The following is a 22,751-nucleotide window of genomic DNA, read 5'->3' as shown; positions in this document are numbered from 1 at the left end:
AGCCCTGGGTAGACTGACCCGGTACGCCCCATCTGCCGCGCAATGTCGCACAGCAGCGACCCAAGGCCGCAGAACGGACGTGACCGCGTGAGCTCCTCCGACGCCTCCCCTTCCCCCTGGTGGGCCCGTGCCGCGCGGCCCGCGCGGCCGCCGCTGCCGGTGGCGCTGATGGTGCGGGCGGCGGTGGGGATGGCGCTGCCGTTGGCGGTGGGGCTGGTGGCGCACCGGCTGGATCTGGGGGTGTTCGCCGGGCTCGGGGCGATGCACGCGACGATGAACGACCGGGTCGAGCCGGGCGGGTTGCGGGCCACCCGGATCGGGACGGCGGTGCTCGCCTCCGCGCTCGGCATGCTGATCGGCACCGCCCTCCAGCACACCGGCGCGGCCGGCGTGGGCCTGGGGGTCGCGCTGACGCTGACCGCCTTCGCCTCCGGCGCGTTGAGCGCGACGGGTCCGCGCGGTTCGGCGGCCGGGATGCTGCTGCTGGTGTCGGCCGCGCTGGGCAGTGGGATGCCGCTGCCGCGGCCGTGGTGGGCGGCGCCGCCGATGATGCTGGTCGGGGCCGCGTTCGTGGTGCTGCTCGGGCTGCTGCCCTCGGCGGCGCCGAACCGGCCTGCCGGGGATCCGTGCAACCGGGCGCTGGCCGCCGCGTACGAGGCGCTCGGCCGTACCCTCGCCGACCTGGGCGGCCCACGGGCGGCGGCCTCGCGCCAGGTGCTGACGGCCCGCCTGAACCAGCTCCAGGACCTGCTCGGCACGAGTCGCACGAACCGCACCAGTCGCACGAGCAACACCGGCCGCCGGAGCGGCCGGGACCACCGGGACCGCCAGGAGCGCCGCCGCCGGATGTACGAGGCCGCCCTCGCCGCCACCGAGGCCGCGACCGGTCTGCTGTGGGCGCGCCGCCCCGTCCCGCCGGAGGTGGCCGAGGTGCCGGCCCGGCTGGCCGCCGCGGTGCGGCAGGGCGGCGGCGAGGTCGCCGTGCCCGACTGGCGGCCCGACACCCCCTCCCGGCAGGCCCTGGACGTGGCCCTGCGTGCCGCCGCCGACACCGTGGCCGGTCGCGACACCCGGATCGGCACCGCCCCCGCGCCTCCGCCGGACCCCTGGCGGCTGCGGGCGCGGCTGCTGTCCCGGGGCTCGGTCCGGTACGGCCTGCGGGTCGCGCTGTGCATCGCGGTCGGCTCGGCGGTCACCGCCAACTTCCCGCTCAGCAAGAGCTACTGGGTGCCGATGACGATCGCCTTCGTGCTCAAGCCGGACCTCGGCTCGGTGTTCCTGCGCGCGGTGAGTCGCTCGGTGGGCACGGTGCTCGGGGTGGCCGTGACCGCGGCGCTGCTGATGGTCACCACCGACGAGTGGGCGTTGACGGCGATGGCGGCCGGCTGCGTGGCCCTGCTCCCGTACGCCACGGCGGCGCACTACGGGCTGAACACCGTGGTGATGACGCCGATGGCGCTGGTCCTGCTCCAGCTCGGCGGGCAGAGCAGCGCCGCCGAGTTCTGGCCCCGGGTCCTGGACACCGTGCTGGCGAGCGCGATCGTCCTGCTCTTCGGCTACCTGCTGTGGCCGGAGCGGCCGCGCCACCGGATCGAGCCCCGGCTGGTCGAGGCCACGACCGCGCTGCGGGCCTACCTCGACGCCGTCGTCCTCGACGCGGCCGTCCTCGACACCACTCTCCGGAACGGCAGCACCCACGCCGGCAACGCCCAGGTGTGGCTGCGCCGCACGGCCTACCGGTCACTGGCGGACGCCCGCCGCGAGGTGCGGCAGGGCCTGGCCGAGCCGCCGCCCACCGGCCGGCTGGCCGAGCGGTGGCTGCCGGCGACGGCGGCGCTGGAGCGGCTGGGCGGCGCGGTGGCGGCCTTCGCCGCGCAGATCCGGTACGGCGGCCGGGTGCCGGACCCGTCCGAGGTCGACCGGGTGCGGACCGCGCTGGACGAACTGACCGCCGCCGCCCGGGCGCACCGCCCACCGACGGCCCCGCCGGCCCCGACGGACCGTCCGGCCGCCCCGCACGACCCGACGCGCAGCGCACTGGGCCGTGCGGCCCAGGAGCTGGAGACGCTCCTGGGCAACCGGCCCGCCGGGTGACTCCGATCGGAGCGGGGTGACCCCGACAGAGCCAGGCGACCCCGATCAGAGCGGGGCGACCTCGATCGGACCCAGGCGACCCCGATCAGAGCCGGGTGACCGCGATCAGACCTGCTCGGCCAGCTCCAGCCAGCTCATCTCCAGCTCCTCCTTCTCCTCCCGCACCGCGCGCAGCTGCGTGTCCAGCTCCGCGACCTTGGAGAAGTCGGCGGCGTGCTCGGCGAGTTGGGCGTGCAGCTTGGACTCCTTCTCGTCCAGCTTGGCGATCTGCCGCTCCAGCTTCTGCATCTCCTTCTTCGCCGCCCGCAGGTCCCCGCCGGAGAGCCCGGCCGCGGCGGCGGTGGTGTCGGCCGGCGCGGCCGCGGCGGCGGAGGGAGCCGCGGCCTGAGCCGCGGCGGCCATCCGGGCCCGGCGCTCCAGGTACTCGTCGACGCCGTTCGGCAGCATCCGCATCTTCTTGTCGCCGAGCAGCGCGTGGACGGTGTCCGTGGTGCGCTCGATGAAGAAGCGGTCGTGGCTGATGACGATCATCGAGCCAGGCCAGCCGTCGAGCAGGTCCTCCAGCTGGTTGAGCGTCTCGATGTCCAGGTCGTTGGTGGGCTCGTCCAGGAAGAGCACGTTGGGCTCGTCCATCAGCAGCCGCAGCAGCTGGAGCCGGCGCCGCTCGCCACCGGACAGGTCGCCGACCGGCGTCCACTGCTTGTCCTTGCCGAAGCCGAACTGCTCGCACAGCTGGCCGGCGCTCATCTCCCGGCCCTTGCCGAGGTCGACCCGCGAGCGGATCTGCTCGACGGCCTGGAGCACCCGGGTCGCCGGGTCCAGCTCGGCGACCTCCTGCGACAGGTACGCCAGTCGGACCGTCTTGCCGACCTTGATGACGCCGGACGCCGGCTGGACGTCGCCCTCGCTCGCGTACGCGTCGCGCAGCGCGCGCAGCAGCGAGGTCTTGCCGGCGCCGTTGACGCCGAGCAGGCCGATCCGGTCGCCGGGGCCGAGCTGCCAGGTGATGTTCTCCAGCAGCAGCTTCGGGCCGGCCTTGACGGTCACGCCCTCCAGGTCGAAGACCGTCTTCCCGAGCCGCGCGTTGGCGAACTTCATCAGCTCGGACTTGTCGCGCGGCTCCGGCACGTCCGCGATCAGGGCGTTGGCGGCCTCGATCCGGTAGCGCGGCTTGGAGGTACGGGCGGGGGCGCCGCGGCGCAGCCAGGCCAGCTCCTTGCGGGCCATGTTCTGGCGCTTCTGCTCCTCGACGGCCTCGATCCGGGAGCGCTCGGCGCGGGCGAAGACGTAGTCGGAGTAGCCGCCTTCGTACTCGTGCACCTCGCCGTGCTGGACGTCCCACATCCGGGTGCAGACCTGGTCGAGGAACCAGCGGTCGTGGGTGACGCAGACCAGCGCGGAGCGGCGCTTCTGGAGGTGCTCGGCGAGCCAGTTGATGCCCTCGACGTCGAGGTGGTTGGTGGGCTCGTCGAGGACGATCAGGTCGGGCGAGCCGAGCAGCAGCTTGGCGAGGGCGATCCGGCGGCGCTCGCCGCCGGAGAGCGGGCCGATGACGGTGTCCAGGCCGTCGGCGAAGCCGGGCAGGTCGAGGCCGCCGAAGAGGCCCTCGATGATGTCGCGGATCCGGGCGTCGCCGAGCCACTCGTGGTCGGCCCGGTCGGCGATCACCTCGTGCCGGATGGTGGCCTGGGGGTCCAGCGAGTCGTGCTGGGTGAGGACGGCCATCTGGAGTCCGCCGGAGTGGGTGATCCGGCCGCCGTCGGGCTCCTCCAGCTTGGCGAGCATCCGGATCAGGGTGGTCTTGCCGTCGCCGTTGCGGCCGACGACGCCGATCCGGTCGCCCTCGCTGACGCCCAGGCTGACCGCGTCCAGCAGGGTGCGGGTGCCGTAGACCTTCGTGACGGACTCGATGGTGGCGAGGTTGACGGCCACGTGTGCTGCGCTCCTGGGTTCGGCGGTCGCGGGGCGGCCCGCCGCTCGGCGGTCGCGCTCCCCTTGTCGGGGACACCCCGATCTCCCCAGCCTAATGGGCCCGCCGGAGCGCCTTCACCGCGTCATCCCGCCACGAGCCGACCCCGCCCCCGCCACGACCCCGTCCACCGACCCGGCCACCAGGCGCCGCCCGCCACGAACCGGCCCCGCCCCCGCCACGAGCCGTCCTCAGCCCACCAGGGACGCGCCCGGCACCGGCCCGTGCGTGGCGTGCGCCGCCCGGCAGGTGCCGGAGGCCCGCAGCGCCGAGGCCACCGCGGCGGCGGCCTCGGCGTCCTTGGCCAGGAACGCGCAGGTCGGCCCGGAGCCGGAGACGATCGCCCCGAGCGCGCCCGCCTCGGTGCCGGCCCGCAGGGTGGCGGCGAGCGCGGGGCGCAGCGAGAGCGCGGCGGGCTGGAGATCGTTGGCGAGCGCGGCGGCCAGGGCGACGGTGTCGCCCTCGGCGAGCGCGGCGAGCAGTGCCGGGTCGGCGTCCGGGGTGGGGACGTCGGTGTCGCTGGAGCCGGTGCCGGCCTCCTCGCGCAGCCGGTCGCACTCGCGGAACACGGCGGGGGTGGACAGGCCGCCCTCGGCGACCGCGAAGACCCAGTGGAAGGTGCCCTCGACGGCCAGCGGCTCCAGGATCTCGCCCCGGCCGCGGCCGAGTGCGACGCCGCCGAGCAGGGCGAAGGGCACGTCGGAGCCGAGTTCGGCGGCCAGCTCCAGCAGCACCGGCAGCGGGGTGTCCAGCTGCCAGAGCGCGTCGCAGGCGACCAGTGCCGCCGCGCCGTCGGCGCTGCCGCCGGCCATGCCGCCGGCGACCGGGATGGCCTTGGCGATGTGCAGGTGCACGCCGGGGTCGGCGATGCCGTGGTGGGCGGCGAGCAGCCGGGCGGCGCGGGCGGCGAGGTTGCTGTCGTCCAGCGGGACGACGGCGGCGTCCGGGCCGGAGCAGCTCAGCGTCACGCCCTCCCCCGGAGCGGCCGTGACCTCGTCCCCGAGGGCGACGGCGAAGAAGACGTTGGCCAGGTCGTGGAAGCCGTCGGCGCGCAGCCCGCCGACCCCCAGCTGGACGTTGACCTTGGCCGGTACCCGTACGGTGATCACGCGGCGTCCTCGGCGGGCTTGTGTTCGGCGATCGCGGCGAACTGCTCCACCGTCAGCATCTCGCCGCGCAGCTTGTGGTCGATCCCGGCGGCCGCGAGCGCCTGCTCGGCCCGGGCGGCGGAGCCGGCCCAGCCGGCCAGTGCGGCGCGCAGGGTCTTGCGTCGCTGGGCGAACGCGGCGTCGACCACCGCGAACACCTCCTCGCGGCTGGCGCTGGTCTTCGGCGGCTCGCGGCGGATCAGTGAGACCAGCCCGGAGTCGACGTTGGGGGCGGGCCAGAAGACGTTCCGCCCGATGGCGCCGGCCCGCTTCACGTCGGCGTACCAGTTGGCCTTGACCGACGGGACGCCGTACACCTTGTTGCCCGGCTTGGCGGCGAGCCGGTCGGCGACCTCGCTCTGCACCATCACCAGGGTCCGCTCGATGCTGGGGAAGGTCGCCAGCATGTGCAGCAGGACGGGCACCGCGACGTTGTACGGGAGGTTGGCGACCAGCGCGGTGGGCGCCGGCCCGGGCAGTTCGGTGACCTCCATGGCGTCGCTGAACACCAGGTCGAAGGCGTCCGCCTTGCCGGGCATCCGGGCCGCGACGGTGTCCGGCAGGTGCTGCGCCAGCACCGGGTCGATCTCGACCGCGGTGACGTGCCGCGCCACCTCGAGCAGCGCCAGCGTGAGCGAGCCGAGCCCGGGCCCGACCTCCACGACCGCGTCCTGCTCCGTCACCTCGGCGGCCCGGACGATCCGCCGCACGGTGTTGCCGTCGATGACGAAGTTCTGCCCGCGCTGCTTGGTCGGCTTCACGCCGAACGCGGCCGCCAGCTCCCGGATGTCGGCGCTGCCCAGCAGGGGGGTCCCCCCGGCCGGAGGCTGGGGGCGGCTGTCAGGGGTGGGGTCGGTGCTGCTCACGCGCCAAGGATACGGGCGCCGGGGCCCTCGGAGGTCGACGGCCTCGGCGAGGTCGATCTCGGCCGGGAACGGCACCGAGGCGCGGCGCCCGTTCCCCCCGGCTCAGTACCCGAAGGCCCGCGCCGTGTTCTCCGCGATGGCCGCGGACAGCTCGTCCTCGGCCAGGCCCAGGGTGGCGGCCATCGAGCGCACCGTGACCGGGATCAGGTACGGGGCGTTCGGGCGGCCGCGGTAGGGGTGCGGGGTGAGGAACGGGGCGTCGGTCTCGACCAGGATCCGGTCCAGCGGGGTGGCGAGCAGGGCGTCGCGCAGCGGCTGGTTGGCCTTGAAGGTGACGGGGCCGGCGAAGGAGAGGTACCAGCCGTGCTCGGCGCAGGTCTTCGCCATCTCGGCGTCGCCGGAGTAGCAGTGGAAGACGGTCCGCTCCGGGGCGCCCTCCTCCAGCAGGACGGCGATGACGTCCTCGTGGGCGTCCCGGTCGTGGATGACCAGGGCCTTGCCGTGCCGCTTGGCCATCTCGATGTGGCGGCGGAACGACTCCTTCTGGATCTCGACGCCCTCCGGCCCGGTGCGGAAGTAGTCCAGGCCGGTCTCGCCGACCGCCAGCACCTGCGGCAGCGCGGCGAGCCGGTCGATCTCGGCGAGCGCCTCGTCGAGCGCCGCCCGACCGCCCGCGAGCCGCTGCTGCCCGGACCATCCGTCCGCGTCGCCGAGGAAGATCCTCGGCGCCTCGTTCGGGTGCAGGGCGACGGCCGCGTGCACCTGCTCGTACTGCGCCGCCAGTTCGGCGGCCCAGCGCGAGCCGGGCACGTCGCAGCCCACCTGGACCACCGTGGTGACCCCGACCGAGGCGGCCTTCGCGAGGCCCTCGGCCGGGGTGCCGGACTGCATGTCGAGGTGGGTGTGCGAGTCGGCCACCGCCACGGCCAGGGGTTCCGGCAGTGGCGGCGGGGTCGACCGGGCGTCGTCCTTGGCGGCCATGTCAGGCGGTCGGCTTCTCTTCGAGGCGCGGGAAGAGGATCTCGCCCTTGGTGACGGTGGCACCGGCGGGCAGTCGGCCCCAGTCGGCCACGGTGGCGACGGTCTGGGCGGAGAGCGCGCCGAGCCCGGCGGCCTCGGCGCCCAGCGAGACCCACAGCTTCTCTGCGGTGGACGGCATCACCGGGTTGAGCAGCACGGCGGTGGCGCGCAGCGACTCGGCGGCGGTGTAGAGGATGGTGGCCAGGCGGGCCCGGCCCTCGGCCGAGTCGTCCTTGGCGACCTTCCAGGGCTCCTGCTCGGTGAGGTAGCCGTTGACCTGCTTGACGAACTCGAAGATCGCCGCGATGCCGCCGGCGAAGTCCAGCTCCTCGCCGATCTTCCGGTCGGCCGTCTCGGCGGCCCTGGTCAGCCCGTCCGCGACGGCCTGCTCGGCGTCGCCGGCCGCGGTGGCCTCCGGCAGCACCCCGTCGAAGTACTTGCCGACCATCGCGGCGACCCGGGAGGCCAGGTTGCCGAAGTCGTTGGCCAGCTCGGAGGTGTACCGGGCGGTGAAGTCCTCCCAGGAGAACGAGCCGTCGGTGCCGAACGGGATCGCCCGGAGGAAGTAGTACCGGTACGCGTCCACGCCGAAGTGCGAGGTCAGGTCGGTGGGCGCGATGCCGGTCAGGTTGGACTTGGACATCTTCTCGCCGCCGACCATCAGCCAGCCGTTGGCCACGACCCGCTTGGGCAGCGGCAGCCCGGCGGCCATCAGCATGGCGGGCCAGATGACGGCGTGGAAGCGGAGGATGTCCTTGCCGACCAGGTGGACCGAGGCGGGCCACAGTTCGGCGAAGCGCTCCGGGTCGCTGCCGTAGCCGGCCGCGGTGATGTAGTTCTGCAGCGCGTCCACCCACACGTAGAGGACGTGCTTCTCGTCCCAGGGCAGCGGCACGCCCCAGTCGAAGGTGGAGCGGGAGATCGAGAGGTCCTTGAGGTCCTGCTCGACGAAGCGCAGCACCTCGTTGCGGGCCGAGGCGGGCTGGATGAAGTCCGGGTTCGCCGCGTAGAACTCCAGCAGCTGCGGGCCGTAGGCGGAGAGGCGGAAGAAGTAGTTCTCCTCCTCCAGCCACTCGACCGGCCGCTTGTGCACGGAGCAGAGCTTCTCGTCCGCGGTCGCGCCGTCGAGCAGCTCGGACGGGAGCTTGAACTCCTCGCAGCCGACGCAGTACGGGCCGGAGTAGCCGCCCTTGTAGATCTCGCCCTTGTCGTACAGGTCCTGGACGAACTCCTGCACCCGGGCGGTGTGCCGCTCCTCGGTGGTGCGGATGAAGTCGTCGTTGGCGATCTCCAGGTGCTCCCAGAGCGGCTTCCAGGCCTCTTCGACCAGCTTGTCGCACCACTCCTGCGGGCTGACGCCGTTCGCCTCGGCGGTCCGCATGATCTTCTGACCGTGCTCGTCGGTCCCGGTCAGGTACCACACCTTCTCGCCGCGCTGGCGGTGCCAGCGGGTGAGGACGTCGCCCGCCACGGTGGTGTACGCGTGGCCCAGGTGGGGGCGATCGTTGACGTAGTAGATGGGGGTGGAAACGTAGTACGCCGGGGCGTTCGCCCCGGTGGTGCTGTGGTCTGCAGTGGCCGCCATGGTCGGAAAGCTTAGTCGGGCGCGCGGACCGCCCTCGACCGAGTTGTTCCCCGGCCGGGGGCGGACCGTCCCGTCACCCCGGTGTCAGCCCAGGAGCCGCGACCAGAACCGGGCCCAGCGTCCGCGCGGCCGGACGGGCTCGGCCACCGGGGGCGTCCCGGCCGGCTCGGCGTGCGCCGGGTAGCCGGGGGCGTGCTGCCAGGGCTGGTCGGCGGAGGCGACCCGGCCCTCGCGCATGATCCGCACGGTGTGGCCGCCGCACCCCGGGCAGGTCGGCTTGAGCAGCGGGGACGGCACCCGGACGCCGTTGGCGTGGTACTCGAACACGACGTGGCCGTCCCTGGCCACGTGGTGCTCGATGTCGTACGCCTGCTCCCAGCCGTACCCGCAGCGCAGGCACGCGAAGGAGTAGGCCTCCCGTACGGTCTCGACGGGAGTGTGCGGCCGGCCGGCCAGACCGGCCGTGCTCAGTGCGCTGCCACTGCGGGGGCTACCGACAACATCGCTCATGGCCGTCTCCCAGCGCCCGCCGGACGCTCGTCCGGCTGGGTCTTTCCTTTCCAGGGAATGCCCGGACCGCCTCGGCCGACGCCCCACTTGTGAAGACTTGGATGCGGGTTGGGGAGCCCTATACGAAGGGCCTCCCCGAGACCGGGAACCGCGACCGAAGCTTCAGCTCAGCGGGTGTTTACCGGGGCCTTCTCTCCACCGTACGACTCCCCGTGAGCAACGCAACCCCCGGTGTTCACTCCTTTCCCGGAGCCCCTCCCGGGGACTTTCCCGGGGACTTTCCCGGGGACTTTCCCGGCGCCTTTCCGGGGGCGTTCTCCAGGCCCTCCTTCTTCGCCGCCACGACCGCGTCGAAGACCTCCCGCTTGGGCAGCGAGAGCTCCACCGCGACGGCCGCGATGGCCTCCTTGCGGCGCTCCCCGGCCTCCTCGCGGACGGCCACCAGCCGGGCCAGCTCGGCCGGGGTCAGCTCCTGGGGCGCGGCCGGCGGGGCGCCGGCGACCACGACGGTGATCTCGCCCTTGACGCCGTCGGCGGCCCAGGCGGCCAGCTCGCCGATCGGCCCGCGCTTGACCTCCTCGTAGGTCTTGGTGAGCTCGCGGCAGACGGCGGCCGGCCGCTGCGGCCCGAACGCCTCGGCCATCGCCGTCAGCGCCTCGGCGATCCGGTGCGGCGCCTCGAAGAAGACCATGGTGCGCGGCTCGGCGGCGATCGAGGCGAGCTGCCGGGCCCGGTCGCCGCTCTTGCGCGGCAGGAAGCCCTCGAAGGTGAAGCGGTCCACCGGCAGGCCGGACAGCGCGAGCGCGGTGAGCACCGCCGAGGGCCCGGGCACCGCGGTGACCTTGACGTCGGCGGCCACCGCGGCGGCGACCAGCCGGTAGCCGGGGTCGGAGACGGAGGGCATGCCGGCGTCGGTGACCAGCAGCACCCGGGCGCCGCCGAGCAGTGCCTCGACCAGTTCGGGGGTGCGGCCGACCTCGTTGCCCTCGAAGTAGGAGACCACCCGCCCGGCCGGGGTCACCCCGAGTGCCTGGGTGAGCCGGCGCAGCCGGCGGGTGTCCTCGGCCGCGATCACGTCCGCCGTGGCCAGTTCGTCGACCAGTCGGGGCGGGGCGTCCGAGACGTCGCCGATGGGGGTGCCTGCGAGAACGAGTACTCCTGTCACGGTCCCCATCCTCGCAGCTGCCGCGCGCCCGGGGCTTTTGGTGACGATTCGGTCAGCTTCCGAGGGAGCGGACACGCGTGCGAAGAGCGCCCCTACGATGTGGCGGATGAACGGCGACACGGCGGCGCAGACGCCCACTGGTACGGACCACTCCGCGTACGGCGGCGTCGGCCTGCCGTCCCCCCGTCCACCGCAGGACGGACCCGCCGGCTGGCGCGAGCGCCTGGCCCGGTACGGCTACACCGCCCGCCCCGCCGCGCCGCTCGCCGAGCGCCTGGTGCCGCCGATGCCGGACGGCCCGCGGGTGACGCCCGGGGACGTGCCCCAGTCGCCGCTGCTGCTGCGGATGGGCGTCTCGCTGCCGCAGGGCCTGTGGGTCTTCCTCTGCCGCTGGGCGGGCTGGCTCGGGCCGATCGCGGTGGCGGTGTTCGCCGGCCTGCTGCGGTTCACGAACCTCGGGCAGCCGCACGCGATCATCTTCGACGAGACGTACTACGCGAAGGACGCCTACGCGCTCTGGCACGGCGGCTACGAGATCAGCTGGCCGGAGGACGCCAACACCACGATCATGACACCCGGCGCTGCCGTCCCGTACCGGGCGACGCCCTCGTACGTGGTGCACCCGCCGGTGGGCAAGTGGATCATCGGCGTGGGTGAGCAGCTGTTCGGCATGAACCCCTTCGGGTGGCGGTTCGCGGTGGCCCTGCTCGGCACCCTCTCGGTGCTGATGGTGGCCCGGATCGCCCGCCGGATGTTCCGCTCCACGCTGCTGGGCTGCGTGGCGGGCCTGCTGCTCTCGGTGGACGGCCTGCACCTGGTGCTCAGCCGGGCCGCCCTGCTCGACCTGGTGGTGATGTTCTGGACCCTCGCCGCCTTCGGCTTCCTGCTGCTGGACCGCGACCGCACCCGGGCGCTGCTGGCCGCGAGGCTGGGCGGGGTCGAGAACGCCGAGCTCGCCCAGCGGCTGAACCTGGGCTGGCGCCCGTACCGGATCGCGGCCGGCGTCTGCGTCGGCCTGACCTGCGCCACCAAGTGGAGCGGCCTGTACGTCGCGGCCGCCTTCGGCCTGCTGACCGTGCTCTGGGACGTCGGCGCCCGCCGCCTGGCCGGCGCCCCGCGCCCCTTCGTGGCGGTGCTCGCCCGGGACGTGGTGCCGGCCTTCGTGTCGGTCGTCGTGGTCTCGGTCGCCGTCTACATCGCCTCCTGGTGGGGCTGGTTCGCCAGCAGCACCGCCCCCGGCCAGGGCGGCTGGGGCCGTGACTGGGCGGTCGGCCGCTCCACCGACTTCCCGTGGATACCCGAGGCCCTGCGCGCACTGTGGCACTACCACTCGACGGTCTACGACTTCCACGTCGGCCTGAGCGACCCGCACACCTACCAGTCCAACCCCTGGTCCTGGCTGGTGCTGGGCCGACCGGTGTCCTTCTTCTACGAGTCCCCCAAGTACGGCCAGGCCGGCTGCACCGCCGCCGACTGCGCCCGCGAGGTGCTGGGCATCGGCACCCCGCTGCTGTGGTGGACGGGCGTCGTGGCGCTGGCCTACTGCCTGTGGCGCTGGGCGGCCCGGCGGGACTGGCGGGCCGGCGCGCTGCTCTGCGGCCTGGCCGCCGGCTACCTGCCCTGGTTCGCCTACCAGCAGCGGACGATCTTCCTCTTCTACGCGGTGGTCTTCGTCCCGTTCCTGGTGCTCGCGGTGACGATGCTGATCGGCGCCCTGATCGGCCCCGCCGGCGCCTCCCGGGACCGCCGGATCATCGGTTCCACCGCGGCCGGCCTGCTGATCCTGCTGATCGTCTGGAACTTCCTCTTCTTCTTCCCGCTGTTCACCGGGCAGACCATCCCGCTGGAGGACTGGCGCCGCCGGATGTGGTTCAACAGCTGGATCTGACCGCTGGCCCGGCGCGCACCGGGTTCCCACGAATCGTCCGTATGCGGTGTACGGCACGTACCAGATCCGTCACAAGTGCCGGGCGATTCGCCGGCGCACCGATCCGCGCTGCCTAGGGTGGGGGGGTACCGCGTTTCCGGCCCCGGCCGGTTGCGCCCGGCCGCGAGACCCCTGGGGGACCTGCACCATGCGCAGTGGCGCGAAGATCGGCATCATCACCGGCGTGTCCATCGCCGTCCTCGCGGGCGGCGGCTACGGCGCGTACAGCCTGATGAGCGGCTCCGACGGCTCCGGCGGCAAGAAGCCGCGCACCGTGCTCGCCGAGCCGCCGTCGGCCGAGCAGGCGGCTGCCGGGATGAAGGACTTCCTGACGGCCTGGGCGGCCGGCGACATCGCCAAGGCGGCCTCGCTCACCGACGACCCGGCCGCGGCCACCACCGCCCTCACCGCCTTCAAGGACCAGGTCAAGCCGAGCGCGCTGACCCTCACCCCGTTCGGCCCGACCACCCAGCAGGTCTTCTCCGCCGCCACCGGCACCCCCGCCCCGGCCGCCAAGCCGTCCGCCTCGGCCTCCGCGACGCCGGGTGCCGGCACGCCGGGCGCCGGCGACTCGCCGTCGGCCACGCCCGGGCCCACCGGCACGCTGATGTCGTACAAGGCGCGCGCCGAGTTCGCGGGCACCAACCGGGCCTGGGACTACCAGGGCTTCCTCAGCGTCGTGAAGATGAGCGACAACACCCCGGCCGTGCACTGGGCGCCGTCGGTGATCCACCCGCACCTGTCCGGCAACGAGACCATCTCCGTCCAGCCGGTCTTCGCCCCGCCGTCCACCGTGGTGGACCGCAACGGCAAGCCGATCCAGGGCGCCTCGCTCACCACGACGCTGATGACCACCCTCCAGGACAACGCCAACAAGCTGCTGCCGCCGGACCCGGCCAAGGACCAGGACGCGGGCACCGCGGTGGTGATCACCGACCCGGCCGGCAAGGGCGCCGTGGACAAGCTGTTCACCATCGTCGAGCCGAAGCCCGGCAAGCCGTTCAAGGTGACCATCGACAACACGCTCCAGGCCGCCGCCGAGAAGGCGATGACGGACCTGGCCGGCAAGCCCGGCTCCGTCGTGGCGATCGAGCCGAGCACCGGCCAGGTGCTGGCCTTCGCCAACTCGCCGGCCACCGGCCAGAACCGGGCCTTCCTCGGGCTGCTCGCGCCGGGCTCCACGATGAAGATCGTCACCTCGGCGGCGCTGCTGGAGGCCGGGGTCAACCCGGACACCGTGGTCGCCTGCCCGGAGAAGAGCAGCAACCCGCACGCGATCCCGAACTCGTTCCCGGGCGCCTTCCCGACCAACACCCTCCAGCAGGACTTCATGATGTCCTGCAACACCGCCTTCATCGACCAGGGCCTGACCAGTCTCAAGCCCGAGACGCTGTCCGGCACGGCCAAGGACGTGTTCGGCATCGGCCTGGAGTGGAAGACCGGCCTGCCGAACACCGACGGCAAGGTGCCGCCGACTCCGGGCAGCAAGGACGAGCAGGCCATGAACTACATCGGCCAGGGCAAGGTCCAGATGAACCCGCTGGCCATCGCCTCGGTCACCGCCACCGTGCAGAGCGGCGAGTTCAAGCAGCCGATCCTGGTCGCCGAGCTGCCGCAGCAGAAGGCCGCCCGCCCGCTCTCCCCGGACGTGGACGCCAAGCTGAAGGCGATGATGGCGGCCACCGCCACCGGCGGCACCGCCAGGGACGTGATGGCCGGCATCACCGACAACGCGGGCGCCAAGACCGGCTCCGCCGAGGTCGCCGGGGTCGACGTCACCAACAGCTGGTTCACCGCCTACCGCGGCAACCTCGCGGTGGCCGCCGAGGTGCAGGGCGGCGGCCACGGCGTGGACGCGGCCGGGCCGGCCGTCGCCTCCATCCTGAAGGCCGCCGGCGGCCGCTGAGGCCCCCGACGAGCGACGAGCCCGCCCGGCCCGGAGGCCCGGCGGGCTCGTCGCCTTCCCGTGCGCTAGCGACGCGGCAGGACCGGCTGCCGCCTCCTGCGTATCCGGGCGGCCGGCGGCACCGGGCGCCGGCCGCTCCAGCGCCCGGCCGCCAGCCGGGGCCAGATCACCAGCACCGCCGGCAGCGCCAGGTACCCGAACCGCCCGGCCGGGGCCAGCATGAAGGCGATGGCGAGCCCGGCGGCCAGCAGGTCGGCCGCCGCGATCGCGGAGACCGGCGGTCGGGCCAGCAGCCAGATCGCCACGCCGACCAGGGCCACGGTCATCAGCGCCAGCGAGATCGCGTGTCCGGTGGGCCCGAAGCCGGCCAGCACCTTGCCGGGCAGCGGGCTGCCCGCCGGGGTGCGGATCGCCGTCATCCCGAGCGGGAAGCGCACCACCTGTTCGCGCAGCGCGTCCGCCTGGGTCAGCGCGGAGGGCAGGATCACCAGCGCGCTCACCCCGACCCCGATCAGCGCGGTCCTGGCCGCGGGCCGCCGGCCGTACAGCCGCCAGAGCAGCAGGACCGCGACGGGCAGCGCGGGCCAGGCCGTCCACTTGAGGGTGCAGGCGAGGGCGAGCACCAGCCCGGCGCCGACCGTGCGGTCCCGCTCGGCGAGCGCCATGGCCAGGCAGCAGACCCCGATCAGCGGCAGGTCCACCCCGCCGACCACCAGGGCGAGCGCGATCAGCGGCGAGGCGGTGAGGACCACCAGCGGCAGCAGCGGCGCGCGGGGGTGGCCGCCGCCGGGCCGGGTGGGCCGCAGCAGCCGCCAGGCGGCCAGCAGACAGGCGAAGAAGGTCAGCGCGAACCAGATCCGGGCGTCCCCGGCGACCCTCGCGAAGGCGGTGGAGTCGCCGAGCAGCTGGCGCGGCATCCCGAACAGGGACATCGCCGGCAGGTACGGGTCGTAGTCGGTGACCACCACCGGGTGCGGCAGGTACGCGGTGCCGGTGGTGAGCAGCAGGTGGGCCGAGCGTTCGACCACCATCACCTCGGACTGGTGGCGGCCGTGCAGGGCGAGCAGCCCGAGCGGGACGAGGACGGCCCCGACGAGGGCCACCGAGGCGGCGGCACGGGCCGCGAAACGGCGCGGCAGGGTCAGGCAGAGCAGTCCGGCCAGGAGGTAGGCGGGGGCCGCGATCAGGCCCCACAGCCGCTGGTTGTCCAGGTCGGAGACGAGCGGGAAGGCGGCGGCCCAGCCGGCCGCGACCAGGCAGCCGAGCAGTTGGGCGGTCCGTGTCGAGACGAGCCCGGCGAGCCCGGCGGTGTTCGGCCCGTCGGGCGTGGGCGGAAAGGTGCTCTCGCCGCGCTGTCGGGGGAAGGGGCGGACGGAGAAGCCGCGCGGCGGTCGTCCGGGTCTGGACGACGTCTCGATCGCGCAGGTCTGGGCCGGCGTTCTGCCGCGGCCGGTGAAGCGGCCGCGCGGGCGGGAGTGGCCGGGCGTGCGGGTGCTCACCATGGTGGAAGGTTATGGGTGCGAGCCGGGCCGTGTCGCCATGGCGTCGGACACCGGACGGGGATGGCGTGAAAAGGGCCGCCGGACGCCTCGGCGGTCGACGGCCCTTCACACGGGGTTCGCCTGCGGATCAGCCGACGCTGCTGTCCGAGGACACGGACACCCGCTCGGCCTGCTCCAGCCGGGAGTGCTTGATGCTGTACCCGAAGTAGACGACCACGGCGACGGTGAGGGCGATCGCGCCGGCCCGGAAGGTGTCGGCGTGCAGGCCGGTGATCAGGTAGATGCAGAAGCCGACGCTGAGCAGCGGGACGACCGGGTAACCGGGGACCTTGAAGCCGCGCGGCAGGTCGGGCTGGGTGCGGCGCAGCACGATCACGCCGATGGACACCACCGAGAAGGCGATGAGCGTCCCGAGGCTGGTGATGTCGGCCAGGATGTTCAGCGGGACGAACGCGGCCAGCGCGCCCACGCCGAGGCCCACCACGACGGTGTTCCACACCGGGGTGCCGCTGCGCGGGGAGAGCTCGGCGAAGCGCTTGGGCAGCATGCCGTCGCGGCCCATCGAGTACAGGATGCGGGTCTGGCCGTAGATCACCACGAGGGTGATGCTGAAGATCGAGACGATCGCGCCGACCGCGAAGAGCATCGCGGGCCAGCTCTGGCCGGTGATGTCCTGGAGGATCTGGGCGAGGCCGGCCTCCTGGCCGTCGAACTTCTGCCAGGGCTGGGCGCCGATGCCGCCCAGGGCGACCAGGATGTAGAGCAGGGTCACCACGACGAGCGAGATGATGATCGCCATCGGCAGGGTGCGGCGCGGGTTCTTGACCTCCTCACCGGCGGTGGACACGGCGTCCAGGCCGATGAAGGAGAAGAAGATGCTGGACGCGGCCACCTGCACGCCGCCGATGCCGAGCGGCATGAACGGGGTGAGGTTGCCGGAGTGGAAGCCGGTGAGCGCCACGCCGATGAACAGCAGCAGGATCAGGATCTTGATCCCGACCATCACCGCGTTGGCCTTCACCGACTCGCTGACGCCGCGGATCAGCAGGACGCAGACCATGGCGACCAGCAGCAGCGCCGGCAGGTTGAACCAGTGGCCCCCGCCCGGCGCGCCGGACAGCTGCTCGGGGATGGTGAACCCGAAGGCGAGGTCGAAGAACTTGTTCAGGTACTCGGCCCAGCTGACCGCGATGGCGGAGGCGGAGACGCCGTACTCCATCAGCAGGCAGATGCCCACGCCGAAGGCGACGCCCTCGCCGAGGGTGGCGTAGGCGTAGGAGTACGAGGAGCCGGAGACCGGGATCGCGGAGGCCATCTCGGCGTAGCAGAGCGCGGTGAGCCCGGCGGTGATCGCGGCGATCACGAAGGACAGGATGACGGCCGGGCCGGCCGAGGGCACGGCGGTGTTCAGCACGAAGAAGATGCCGGTGCCGATGGTGGCGCCGATGCCGATCGAGGACAGCTGCCACAGTCCGATCGAGCGGCGCAGGTGGATGCCGGAGCGCCCGCCCTCCTCGGGCGCGCCGGCCGGGAGGGCGTCCTTGCCTTCGGTCTCAGCGATCAGTGTCGAGACGGGCTTGCGTCGCAGCAGACGCGCACCGAGGGTGTTACTGGCCAAAACTGCGGTCCTTCTGGGCGGGGGAGGGTGACCTGGCGTCTGGTCACCCGACATGCCACGGGGTGTCATCACGAGGACCAACCGAACAAAGATGGGACAGTCCCCGGCGAAAGCACCAGTGTCGCAAACGAACAGTACCAACCGGCGCATTGTCCGAATCGGCACATATCGATGCACAAACCGGACACTTCGTAAACGGCACACCCTCCACCGGACCGTTAAAGCAGCAGCTCAGCACCCCTGCCGGGGTCATCGGCCGAGCACCGCGCGCATCACCGACCGGGCGATCGGCGCGGCAAGCGCACCACCCGTCACGTCGGTGGCGTCACTGTCCGCGACCACCACCGCCACCGCCACCGGTGGCACCGCGTCCGAACCGGCCGGAGCGGCCCAGGCGATGAACCAGGCGTACGGTGTCCCGCTGTTGCCCACCCCGTGCTGGGCCGTCCCGGTCTTGCCGCCGACCACCGCCCCGGCGATCCGGGCGTTGCCGCCGGTGCCCTTCTCCACCACGTCGGTCATCAGCCCGCGCACCTGCGCGGCCACCGCCGGCGTGATCGCCCGCTTGTAGACGGACGGCCGCATCAGCTGCACCGTGGTGCCGTCGCTCCTGGTCAGCCTGTCCACGAGCTGCGGACGCATCACCGTCCCGTCGTTGGCGATCCCGGCGGCGACCATCGCCATCGTCAGCGGGGTGGCCGCCGTGTCGAACTGCCCGATCGAGGAGAGCGCCAGCTGCGCGTCGTCCATCCGGGTGTCGAAGTTCGACCGGGCCGCGCGCACCGGGACGTCCAGCTTCGCGTCGTTGAAGCCGAAGTCCCCGGCGATCGCGGCCATCCGGTCCAGCCCGACCCGCACCCCCAGGTGGCCCAGCACGCTGTTGCAGCTGGCGGTCATCGCCTCGGCCAGCGACAGGCCCGCCCGGTCGCACACCGGGGTGTCGTTGACCAGCGGCGTGGTCGTACCGGGCAGCACGTACGGGTACGGCGCGTCAGTCGGCGCGTCCGGGTCGGTGACCACCCCGTCGGCCAGCGCGGCCGCGGCGGTGACCACCTTGAAGGTCGAGCCCGGCGGGTAGGTCTGGCGCAGCGCCCGGTTGAGCATCGGCTCGTCGGCGTCGGCCTGCAGCCGGTTCCAGGCCGCCTGGTCGTCGGCGCCGTACCCGGCGAAGGAGCCCGGGTCGTAGGAGGGCGTGCTGGCCAGCGCCAGGATCCGCCCGGTGGCCGGCTCGATCGCGGCGACGGCGCCCTTCCGGTCGCCGAGCCCGCGCATCGCGGCCTGCTGGGCGGCCCGGTTCAGCGTGGTGTACACGTCCCCGCCGGGGTTCTGCCGGCGGGAGACGGCGTCCCAGACCGGCCGGCCCGCCAGCCGGCCGTCGGTGCCGGTCAGCAGGTCGTCCTCGGTCGCCTCCAGCTGGGTGGTGCCGTACGCCTGCGAGGCGAAGCCGGTGACCGCCGCGTAGGTCGGGCCGTCGGTGTAGGCGCGCTTGTACGCGTACCGGCCTCCGGTCGGCTCGGAGCCGGTGACCGGCTCCGAGCCGACCATGATGTCGCCGCGCGGCTGGGCGTAGCGCTCGATGGTGCGCCGCTGGTTGGCGCTGTTGTGGTTGAGCTCCTTCGCCTGGAACACCTGCACCCGGGTGGCCTGCGCGCACAGCGCCGCGATCAGCAGCAGGCAGAAGGTGGCCGCCCGGCGCCCGGTGACGGAGATGCCGGGCAGCCCCTGCGGGCCGTTTCCCCCGGGCCGCACGCGCGTCATCGGACCTCCTCCGGAGCGGGCCGCCTCGCCGTGTCGCTCATCCGCACCAGCAGCGCGACGATGATCCAGTTGGTGACCACCGAGGAGCCGCCCTGGGCGATGAACGGCATGGTCATCCCGGTCAGCGGGATCAGCGCGAGCACCCCGCCCGCCACCACGAACACCTGGAGGCCGACGATCGCGGCCAGCCCGATCGCCAGCAGCCGCCCGAACGGGTCGCGCAGCGCGATGCCGGTCCTGAAGCCCCGCGAGACCAGCACCGCGTACAGCAGGAACACCGCGATCAGCCCGGTCAGCCCGAGCTCCTCGCCGATGGTGGCGAGGATGAAGTCCGACTTGGCGGCGAAGCCGATCAGCACCGAGTGCCCGTTGCCGAGCCCGGTGCCCAGTTCGCCGCCCCAGGCGAAGGCGAACAGCGACTGGGCGATCTGGTTGGCGCCCCGGCCCGCCGCGATCGAGCCCAGCGGGTCCAGCCAGTCCGTGACCCGGCTGTGCACGTGCGGCGAGAGCCAGCCCACGGCCACCGCCCCGACGGCGGCCAGGCCCAGGCCGATGGCGATCCAGCCGGTGCGCGCGGTGGCCACGTAGAGCATCACCACGAACAGGCCGAAGAACAGGAGCGAGGTGCCGAGGTCGGTCTCCAGCACCAGGACGCCGACGAACGCCGCCCAGATCAGCAGCACCGGCCCGAGCACCCGCCCGGGCGGCAGCTGCAGGCGCCACACCCGGCGTCCGGTGAGCGCCAGCGCGTCCCGGTGCACCGCCAGGTAGGCGGCGAAGAAGACGGCCAGCAGGATCTTGGCGAACTCGCCCGGCTGGAAGGAGAGCGGCCCGATCACGATCCAGATCCGGGAGCCGTACACCGGCGGGAAGAAGATCGGCAGCACCAGCAGGACCAGCGCCAGCAGCGCCCCGATGTACGCGTACCGCTGCAGCCGGCGGTGGTCGCGCAGCAGCAGCACCACCGCGATGAACAGCGCCACCCCCAGGGCCGACCAGAGCAGCTGGGTGGAGGCGGCACCGGCGCGCCCCGGCGTGGCGCGGTCCAGCCGGTAGATCACCACCAGCCCGATCCCGTTCAGCAGCACCGCGATCGGCAGCAGCAGCGGGTCCGCGTACCGGGCCCGCCACCGGACCACGCCGTGCGCCACCAGGGCGAGCACACCGAGCGCGGCACCGTACTCGGCCGCGTCGGCCGGCACGTGGCCGTCCAGGTTGACGCCGACCTCGACGTAGCCGTAGACGGCGATCAGGACGGCGCCGACCACCAGGACGAGCTCGGTGGTGCGCCTGGTCGGCACCGGCCGGCTCGGCCCGGCGGCGGATCTCGGCACGGCGGAGGGTGTCGCCACGGACCGTCCTGGGATGGGGAAGGACCCGGTGCCGCCGGCCGGGGGACGCCGACCGGGGCGGACCGGCGGCGGGGCGGGTCCGCCCCGGGGGGAGCGGCGGTCAGACGGGGAGGGTCAGAAGGAGGCCTGGGAGCGGGAGGCCTCGACGGTCGCCTTCAGCTCGGCCTCGGCCTCTGCCGACAGCGAGGTCTGGATGATCCGCCCGCCGAAACGGGCCAGCGCCGGGACCACCTTGTCGGCGGTCGCCTTGCGCACCAGCAGGAAGACGGCGGCGGTGCCGGGCTGGAGGTGCTCGCCGACCTGGCGCATGAAGTCGTCGTCCACCCCGATGTCGGTGGAGGCGCCGACCGCGGCCCCGGTCGCACCGCCGACCGCCGCGCCCACCAGGGGCATGAAGAACAGCAGGCCGATGACCCCGCCCCAGAGCGCGCCGCCGGCGGCGCCCGCCCCGGTCGTGCTGACCTGCTGGTGCAGCTTGATCCGGCCGTCCGCGCGACGCTCGACGACGACCGCGTCCTCCAGCTCGATCAGCTTCTGCTTCTGGAGCCCGATCGCCTCGCTGCGCACCGCCTGGGCGGTGGCGAGGTCCGGGTAGGCGATCGCGAAGAGGTTGCTCACTGCGGGGTCCTTCCAGGGTGTCGGACAGGCCGGGGAGGGGCGTCCGCATGGTGGCGCCGTGTCCCGATTCCGCACCCTAACGAGTGTTATCCATATTTTCGGCTCTTCGCTGCGGTGTGTCCGCCATTGCCGGAATCACCCGGCACGCCCGCTCACTCCGCCCGCCGCCCGGCCAGCACCGCCACCCCCCCGCCGACCACGGCCAGCAGGACGACGGCGGCCGCCAGGCTCGGCCACGGCACGGCGACCCGTCCGGTCCGGGCCGCCGACACCAGCCCGCGCACCGCCGCGTTGGCGGGCGAGTACGGCACCACCAGGAGCAGCGTGGCCAGCGCCAGCGCCGTCGGGATGCCGTACTGCGCCCGGCCCAGCACCGGACGGTTCGCCAGCGCCCCGGCCAGCACCCCCAGCAGCGCGCAGACCGCCGAGGCCGCCAGCCCGGCCGGCACCGCCGCCCCGGCCCCCGGATCCCGCTCCGCCCCCGCGTTGGCCACCGACCCGCTGGTCCACCACACCGCCGCCACCTGACCGACCGCCAGCACCAGCGACACCGTCAGCGCCGCCAGCAGCGCCCCCAGGTGGACCCGGACCGGGCCGGCCGCCGCCACCAGGCAGGCCCGCGAGGCCGGCGGCTCGGCGCTCAGCACGCTGCGCACGTACCAGGCGCTCACCGGCAGCAGCACCCCCGCGCCGAAGCCGAGCCCGCCGAGCAGCGGGTCGCCCACCGCCACCCCCACCACCAGCAGCAGCGCGTACGCCAGGAACGGCGGCAGCCAGGCGTGCGAGCGCAGCAGCAGTTCCAGGTGGTACCGGGTCAGCGAACCGATCCGCGCCCTCACCGCTCCCCCGTCCCGGGCTCCTCGCGCCGCCGCACCGCCAGCACCCGGACGGCCGGGCGGCCCAGCAGCAGCCGGCGCAGCAGCGCGTCCGAGTGTGCGGCCGGGACAGCCAGCCGCACCGCCGTCCCGGCCAGCGCGGTGACCTCCGGCGCCCCCGGCAGCAGCGGCGGCAGCGGGGCGCCGTCCTCGACGTCCACCTCGACCTCCATCACCGGGCCCTCCCGCCCCTGCTCCCCCGCCCCGTCCTCGACGGGCCGCAGCGCGCCGTCCGTGCCGACCCGGTACGCGGCGCTGGTCAGCCCGGCCAGCCGGGCCGGGTCGTGGTCGACGAACAGCACCGTGCCGCCCGCCGCCGCCCGCTCGGCGGCGGCCTCGTCCAGCACCGCCCTGGCCTGAGGGTCCAGCCCGGTCCAGGCCTCGTCCAGCAGCAGCACCCGCGCCTCGGGCAGCAGCGCCTGGGCGACCGCGACCTTCTGGCAGGTGCCCTTCGACAGCCGGCTCAGCGGCGTGCCCGCCCGGTCCGCGACACCGAAGCGGTCCAGCCACTCCTGCGCCCGCCGCCGCGCCCGCTCCGCCGACAGCCCGTGCACCCGGCCGACCCGCAGCAGGTAGGAGACGGCGTCGAAGGGCAGCGCCGGCGGGAAGCGCTCGGGCACGTAGGCCGTCGGCCCCGGCCGCACCACCCGCCCCGTGCTCGGCCGCTCGATCCCGGCGACCAGCCGCAGCAGCGTCGACTTGCCGCTCCCGTTCCGCCCGGCGATCCGCACCAACTCGCCCGGCCCGACCGCCAGATCGACCCCGCGCAGGATCCACCGCTCCCGTCGCCCGTACCGCTTGCCAACCGCCGTCAGCTCCATCATGCCCCCGTCCCGGC

17 protein-coding genes are annotated in these 22,751 nt (G+C 73.7%); 3 read left to right on the top strand and 14 right to left on the bottom strand.

Annotated features, from left to right (window positions below; genetic code table 11):
* Positions 1–87: 87 nt before the first annotated feature.
* Positions 88–2,094 (top strand): FUSC family protein, encoded by a 2,007-nt coding sequence (locus tag ACWDBE_RS29090; RefSeq protein ID WP_449809510.1) that lies wholly within the window; start codon positions 88–90, stop codon positions 2,092–2,094.
* 105 nt (positions 2,095–2,199) lie between these two features.
* On the opposite strand, the gene ACWDBE_RS29085 is transcribed toward ACWDBE_RS29090, so the two are convergent.
* From ACWDBE_RS29085 to rsmI, 7 genes are all read right to left on the bottom strand, one after another.
* Positions 2,200–4,026, bottom strand: a complete 1,827-nt coding sequence (locus ACWDBE_RS29085; RefSeq protein ID WP_449790406.1) for an ABC-F family ATP-binding cassette domain-containing protein — start codon at positions 4,024–4,026, stop codon at positions 2,200–2,202.
* A 228-nt stretch (positions 4,027–4,254) separates the two neighbouring features.
* Positions 4,255–5,172, bottom strand: a complete 918-nt coding sequence (locus ACWDBE_RS29080; RefSeq protein WP_449790405.1) for a 4-(cytidine 5'-diphospho)-2-C-methyl-D-erythritol kinase — start codon at positions 5,170–5,172, stop codon at positions 4,255–4,257.
* Positions 5,169–6,077: a 16S rRNA (adenine(1518)-N(6)/adenine(1519)-N(6))-dimethyltransferase RsmA gene (gene rsmA / locus ACWDBE_RS29075; RefSeq protein WP_449790404.1), complete on the bottom strand. Its 909-nt coding sequence runs from the start codon at positions 6,075–6,077 to the stop codon at positions 5,169–5,171. Before rsmA ends, ACWDBE_RS29080 begins: the two co-directional genes overlap by 4 nt.
* A 102-nt stretch (positions 6,078–6,179) precedes the next feature.
* Positions 6,180–7,058 (bottom strand): TatD family hydrolase, encoded by an 879-nt coding sequence (locus tag ACWDBE_RS29070; RefSeq protein ID WP_449790403.1) that lies wholly within the window; start codon positions 7,056–7,058, stop codon positions 6,180–6,182.
* Position 7,059: 1 nt separating this feature from the next.
* Positions 7,060–8,682: a methionine--tRNA ligase gene (metG, locus tag ACWDBE_RS29065; RefSeq protein ID WP_449790402.1), complete on the bottom strand. Its 1,623-nt coding sequence runs from the start codon at positions 8,680–8,682 to the stop codon at positions 7,060–7,062.
* Positions 8,683–8,766: 84 nt separating this feature from the next.
* Positions 8,767–9,192, bottom strand: a complete 426-nt coding sequence (locus tag ACWDBE_RS29060) for a hypothetical protein (protein WP_449790401.1) — start codon at positions 9,190–9,192, stop codon at positions 8,767–8,769.
* Positions 9,193–9,427: 235 nt separating this feature from the next.
* Complete coding sequence (gene rsmI, locus ACWDBE_RS29055) at positions 9,428–10,357, bottom strand: 16S rRNA (cytidine(1402)-2'-O)-methyltransferase (protein ID WP_449809509.1); 930 nt, start codon at positions 10,355–10,357, stop codon at positions 9,428–9,430.
* A 97-nt stretch (positions 10,358–10,454) separates the two neighbouring features.
* Here rsmI and ACWDBE_RS29050 point away from each other — a divergent pair, with 97 nt between their 5' ends.
* Both ACWDBE_RS29050 and ACWDBE_RS29045 read left to right on the top strand, forming a co-directional pair.
* Positions 10,455–12,245, top strand: coding sequence for a dolichyl-phosphate-mannose--protein mannosyltransferase (locus tag ACWDBE_RS29050; RefSeq protein WP_449809508.1), 1,791 nt, complete (start codon positions 10,455–10,457; stop codon positions 12,243–12,245).
* A 187-nt stretch (positions 12,246–12,432) separates the two neighbouring features.
* Positions 12,433–14,190 (top strand): penicillin-binding transpeptidase domain-containing protein, encoded by a 1,758-nt coding sequence (locus ACWDBE_RS29045; protein WP_449790399.1) that lies wholly within the window; start codon positions 12,433–12,435, stop codon positions 14,188–14,190.
* Positions 14,191–14,255: 65 nt separating this feature from the next.
* Here the strand turns inward: ACWDBE_RS29045 and ACWDBE_RS29040 are convergent, their stop codons facing one another.
* The 7 genes from ACWDBE_RS29040 to ACWDBE_RS29010 form a co-directional block, all read right to left on the bottom strand.
* The gene (locus ACWDBE_RS29040; RefSeq protein WP_449809507.1) at positions 14,256–15,692 is read right to left on the bottom strand and encodes a glycosyltransferase 87 family protein; all 1,437 of its coding nucleotides are present in this window, start codon (positions 15,690–15,692) and stop codon (positions 14,256–14,258) included.
* 127 nt (positions 15,693–15,819) lie between these two features.
* Positions 15,820–17,379 carry an amino acid permease gene (locus ACWDBE_RS29035; protein WP_449809518.1) on the bottom strand — a complete coding sequence of 520 codons (1,560 nt, stop codon included), beginning with the start codon at positions 17,377–17,379 and terminating at the stop codon, positions 15,820–15,822.
* A 180-nt stretch (positions 17,380–17,559) separates the two neighbouring features.
* Positions 17,560–19,068: a penicillin-binding transpeptidase domain-containing protein gene (locus ACWDBE_RS29030; RefSeq protein ID WP_449809506.1), complete on the bottom strand. Its 1,509-nt coding sequence runs from the start codon at positions 19,066–19,068 to the stop codon at positions 17,560–17,562.
* Entirely contained in the window at positions 19,065–20,420 is a 1,356-nt protein-coding gene (locus tag ACWDBE_RS29025; protein WP_449790396.1) for an FtsW/RodA/SpoVE family cell cycle protein, read from the bottom strand. Before ACWDBE_RS29025 ends, ACWDBE_RS29030 begins: the two co-directional genes overlap by 4 nt.
* 114 nt (positions 20,421–20,534) lie before the next feature.
* Positions 20,535–21,038, bottom strand: coding sequence for a DUF1269 domain-containing protein (locus ACWDBE_RS29020; RefSeq protein WP_449790395.1), 504 nt, complete (start codon positions 21,036–21,038; stop codon positions 20,535–20,537).
* A gap of 152 nt (positions 21,039–21,190) precedes the next feature.
* Positions 21,191–21,877: an ABC transporter gene (locus tag ACWDBE_RS29015; protein ID WP_449809505.1), complete on the bottom strand. Its 687-nt coding sequence runs from the start codon at positions 21,875–21,877 to the stop codon at positions 21,191–21,193.
* Positions 21,874–22,737, bottom strand: coding sequence for an ABC transporter ATP-binding protein (locus tag ACWDBE_RS29010; RefSeq protein ID WP_449809504.1), 864 nt, complete (start codon positions 22,735–22,737; stop codon positions 21,874–21,876). Before ACWDBE_RS29010 ends, ACWDBE_RS29015 begins: the two co-directional genes overlap by 4 nt.
* Positions 22,738–22,751 lie beyond the last annotated feature (14 nt).

The organism is Kitasatospora sp. NPDC001132 (assembly GCF_053598415.1).
The sequence above is the reverse complement of the archived record's forward strand: the minus strand, read 5'-3'. Positions and strand labels throughout refer to the sequence as shown.

Coding starts and splice junctions, on each gene's coding strand:
- ACWDBE_RS29030 (WP_449809506.1), bottom strand. CDS start 19,068: ATGACGCGCGTGCGGCCCGGGGGAAACGGCCCGCAGGGGCTGCCCGGC.
- ACWDBE_RS29035 (WP_449809518.1), bottom strand. CDS start 17,379: ATGACACCCCGTGGCATGTCGGGTGACCAGACGCCAGGTCACCCTCCC.
- ACWDBE_RS29040 (WP_449809507.1), bottom strand. CDS start 15,692: ATGGTGAGCACCCGCACGCCCGGCCACTCCCGCCCGCGCGGCCGCTTC.
- ACWDBE_RS29050 (WP_449809508.1), top strand. CDS start 10,455: ATGTGGCGGATGAACGGCGACACGGCGGCGCAGACGCCCACTGGTACG.
- ACWDBE_RS29070 (WP_449790403.1), bottom strand. CDS start 7,058: ATGGCCGCCAAGGACGACGCCCGGTCGACCCCGCCGCCACTGCCGGAA.
- ACWDBE_RS29060 (WP_449790401.1), bottom strand. CDS start 9,192: ATGAGCGATGTTGTCGGTAGCCCCCGCAGTGGCAGCGCACTGAGCACG.
- metG (WP_449790402.1), bottom strand. CDS start 8,682: ATGGCGGCCACTGCAGACCACAGCACCACCGGGGCGAACGCCCCGGCG.
- ACWDBE_RS29010 (WP_449809504.1), bottom strand. CDS start 22,737: ATGATGGAGCTGACGGCGGTTGGCAAGCGGTACGGGCGACGGGAGCGG.
- ACWDBE_RS29045 (WP_449790399.1), top strand. CDS start 12,433: ATGCGCAGTGGCGCGAAGATCGGCATCATCACCGGCGTGTCCATCGCC.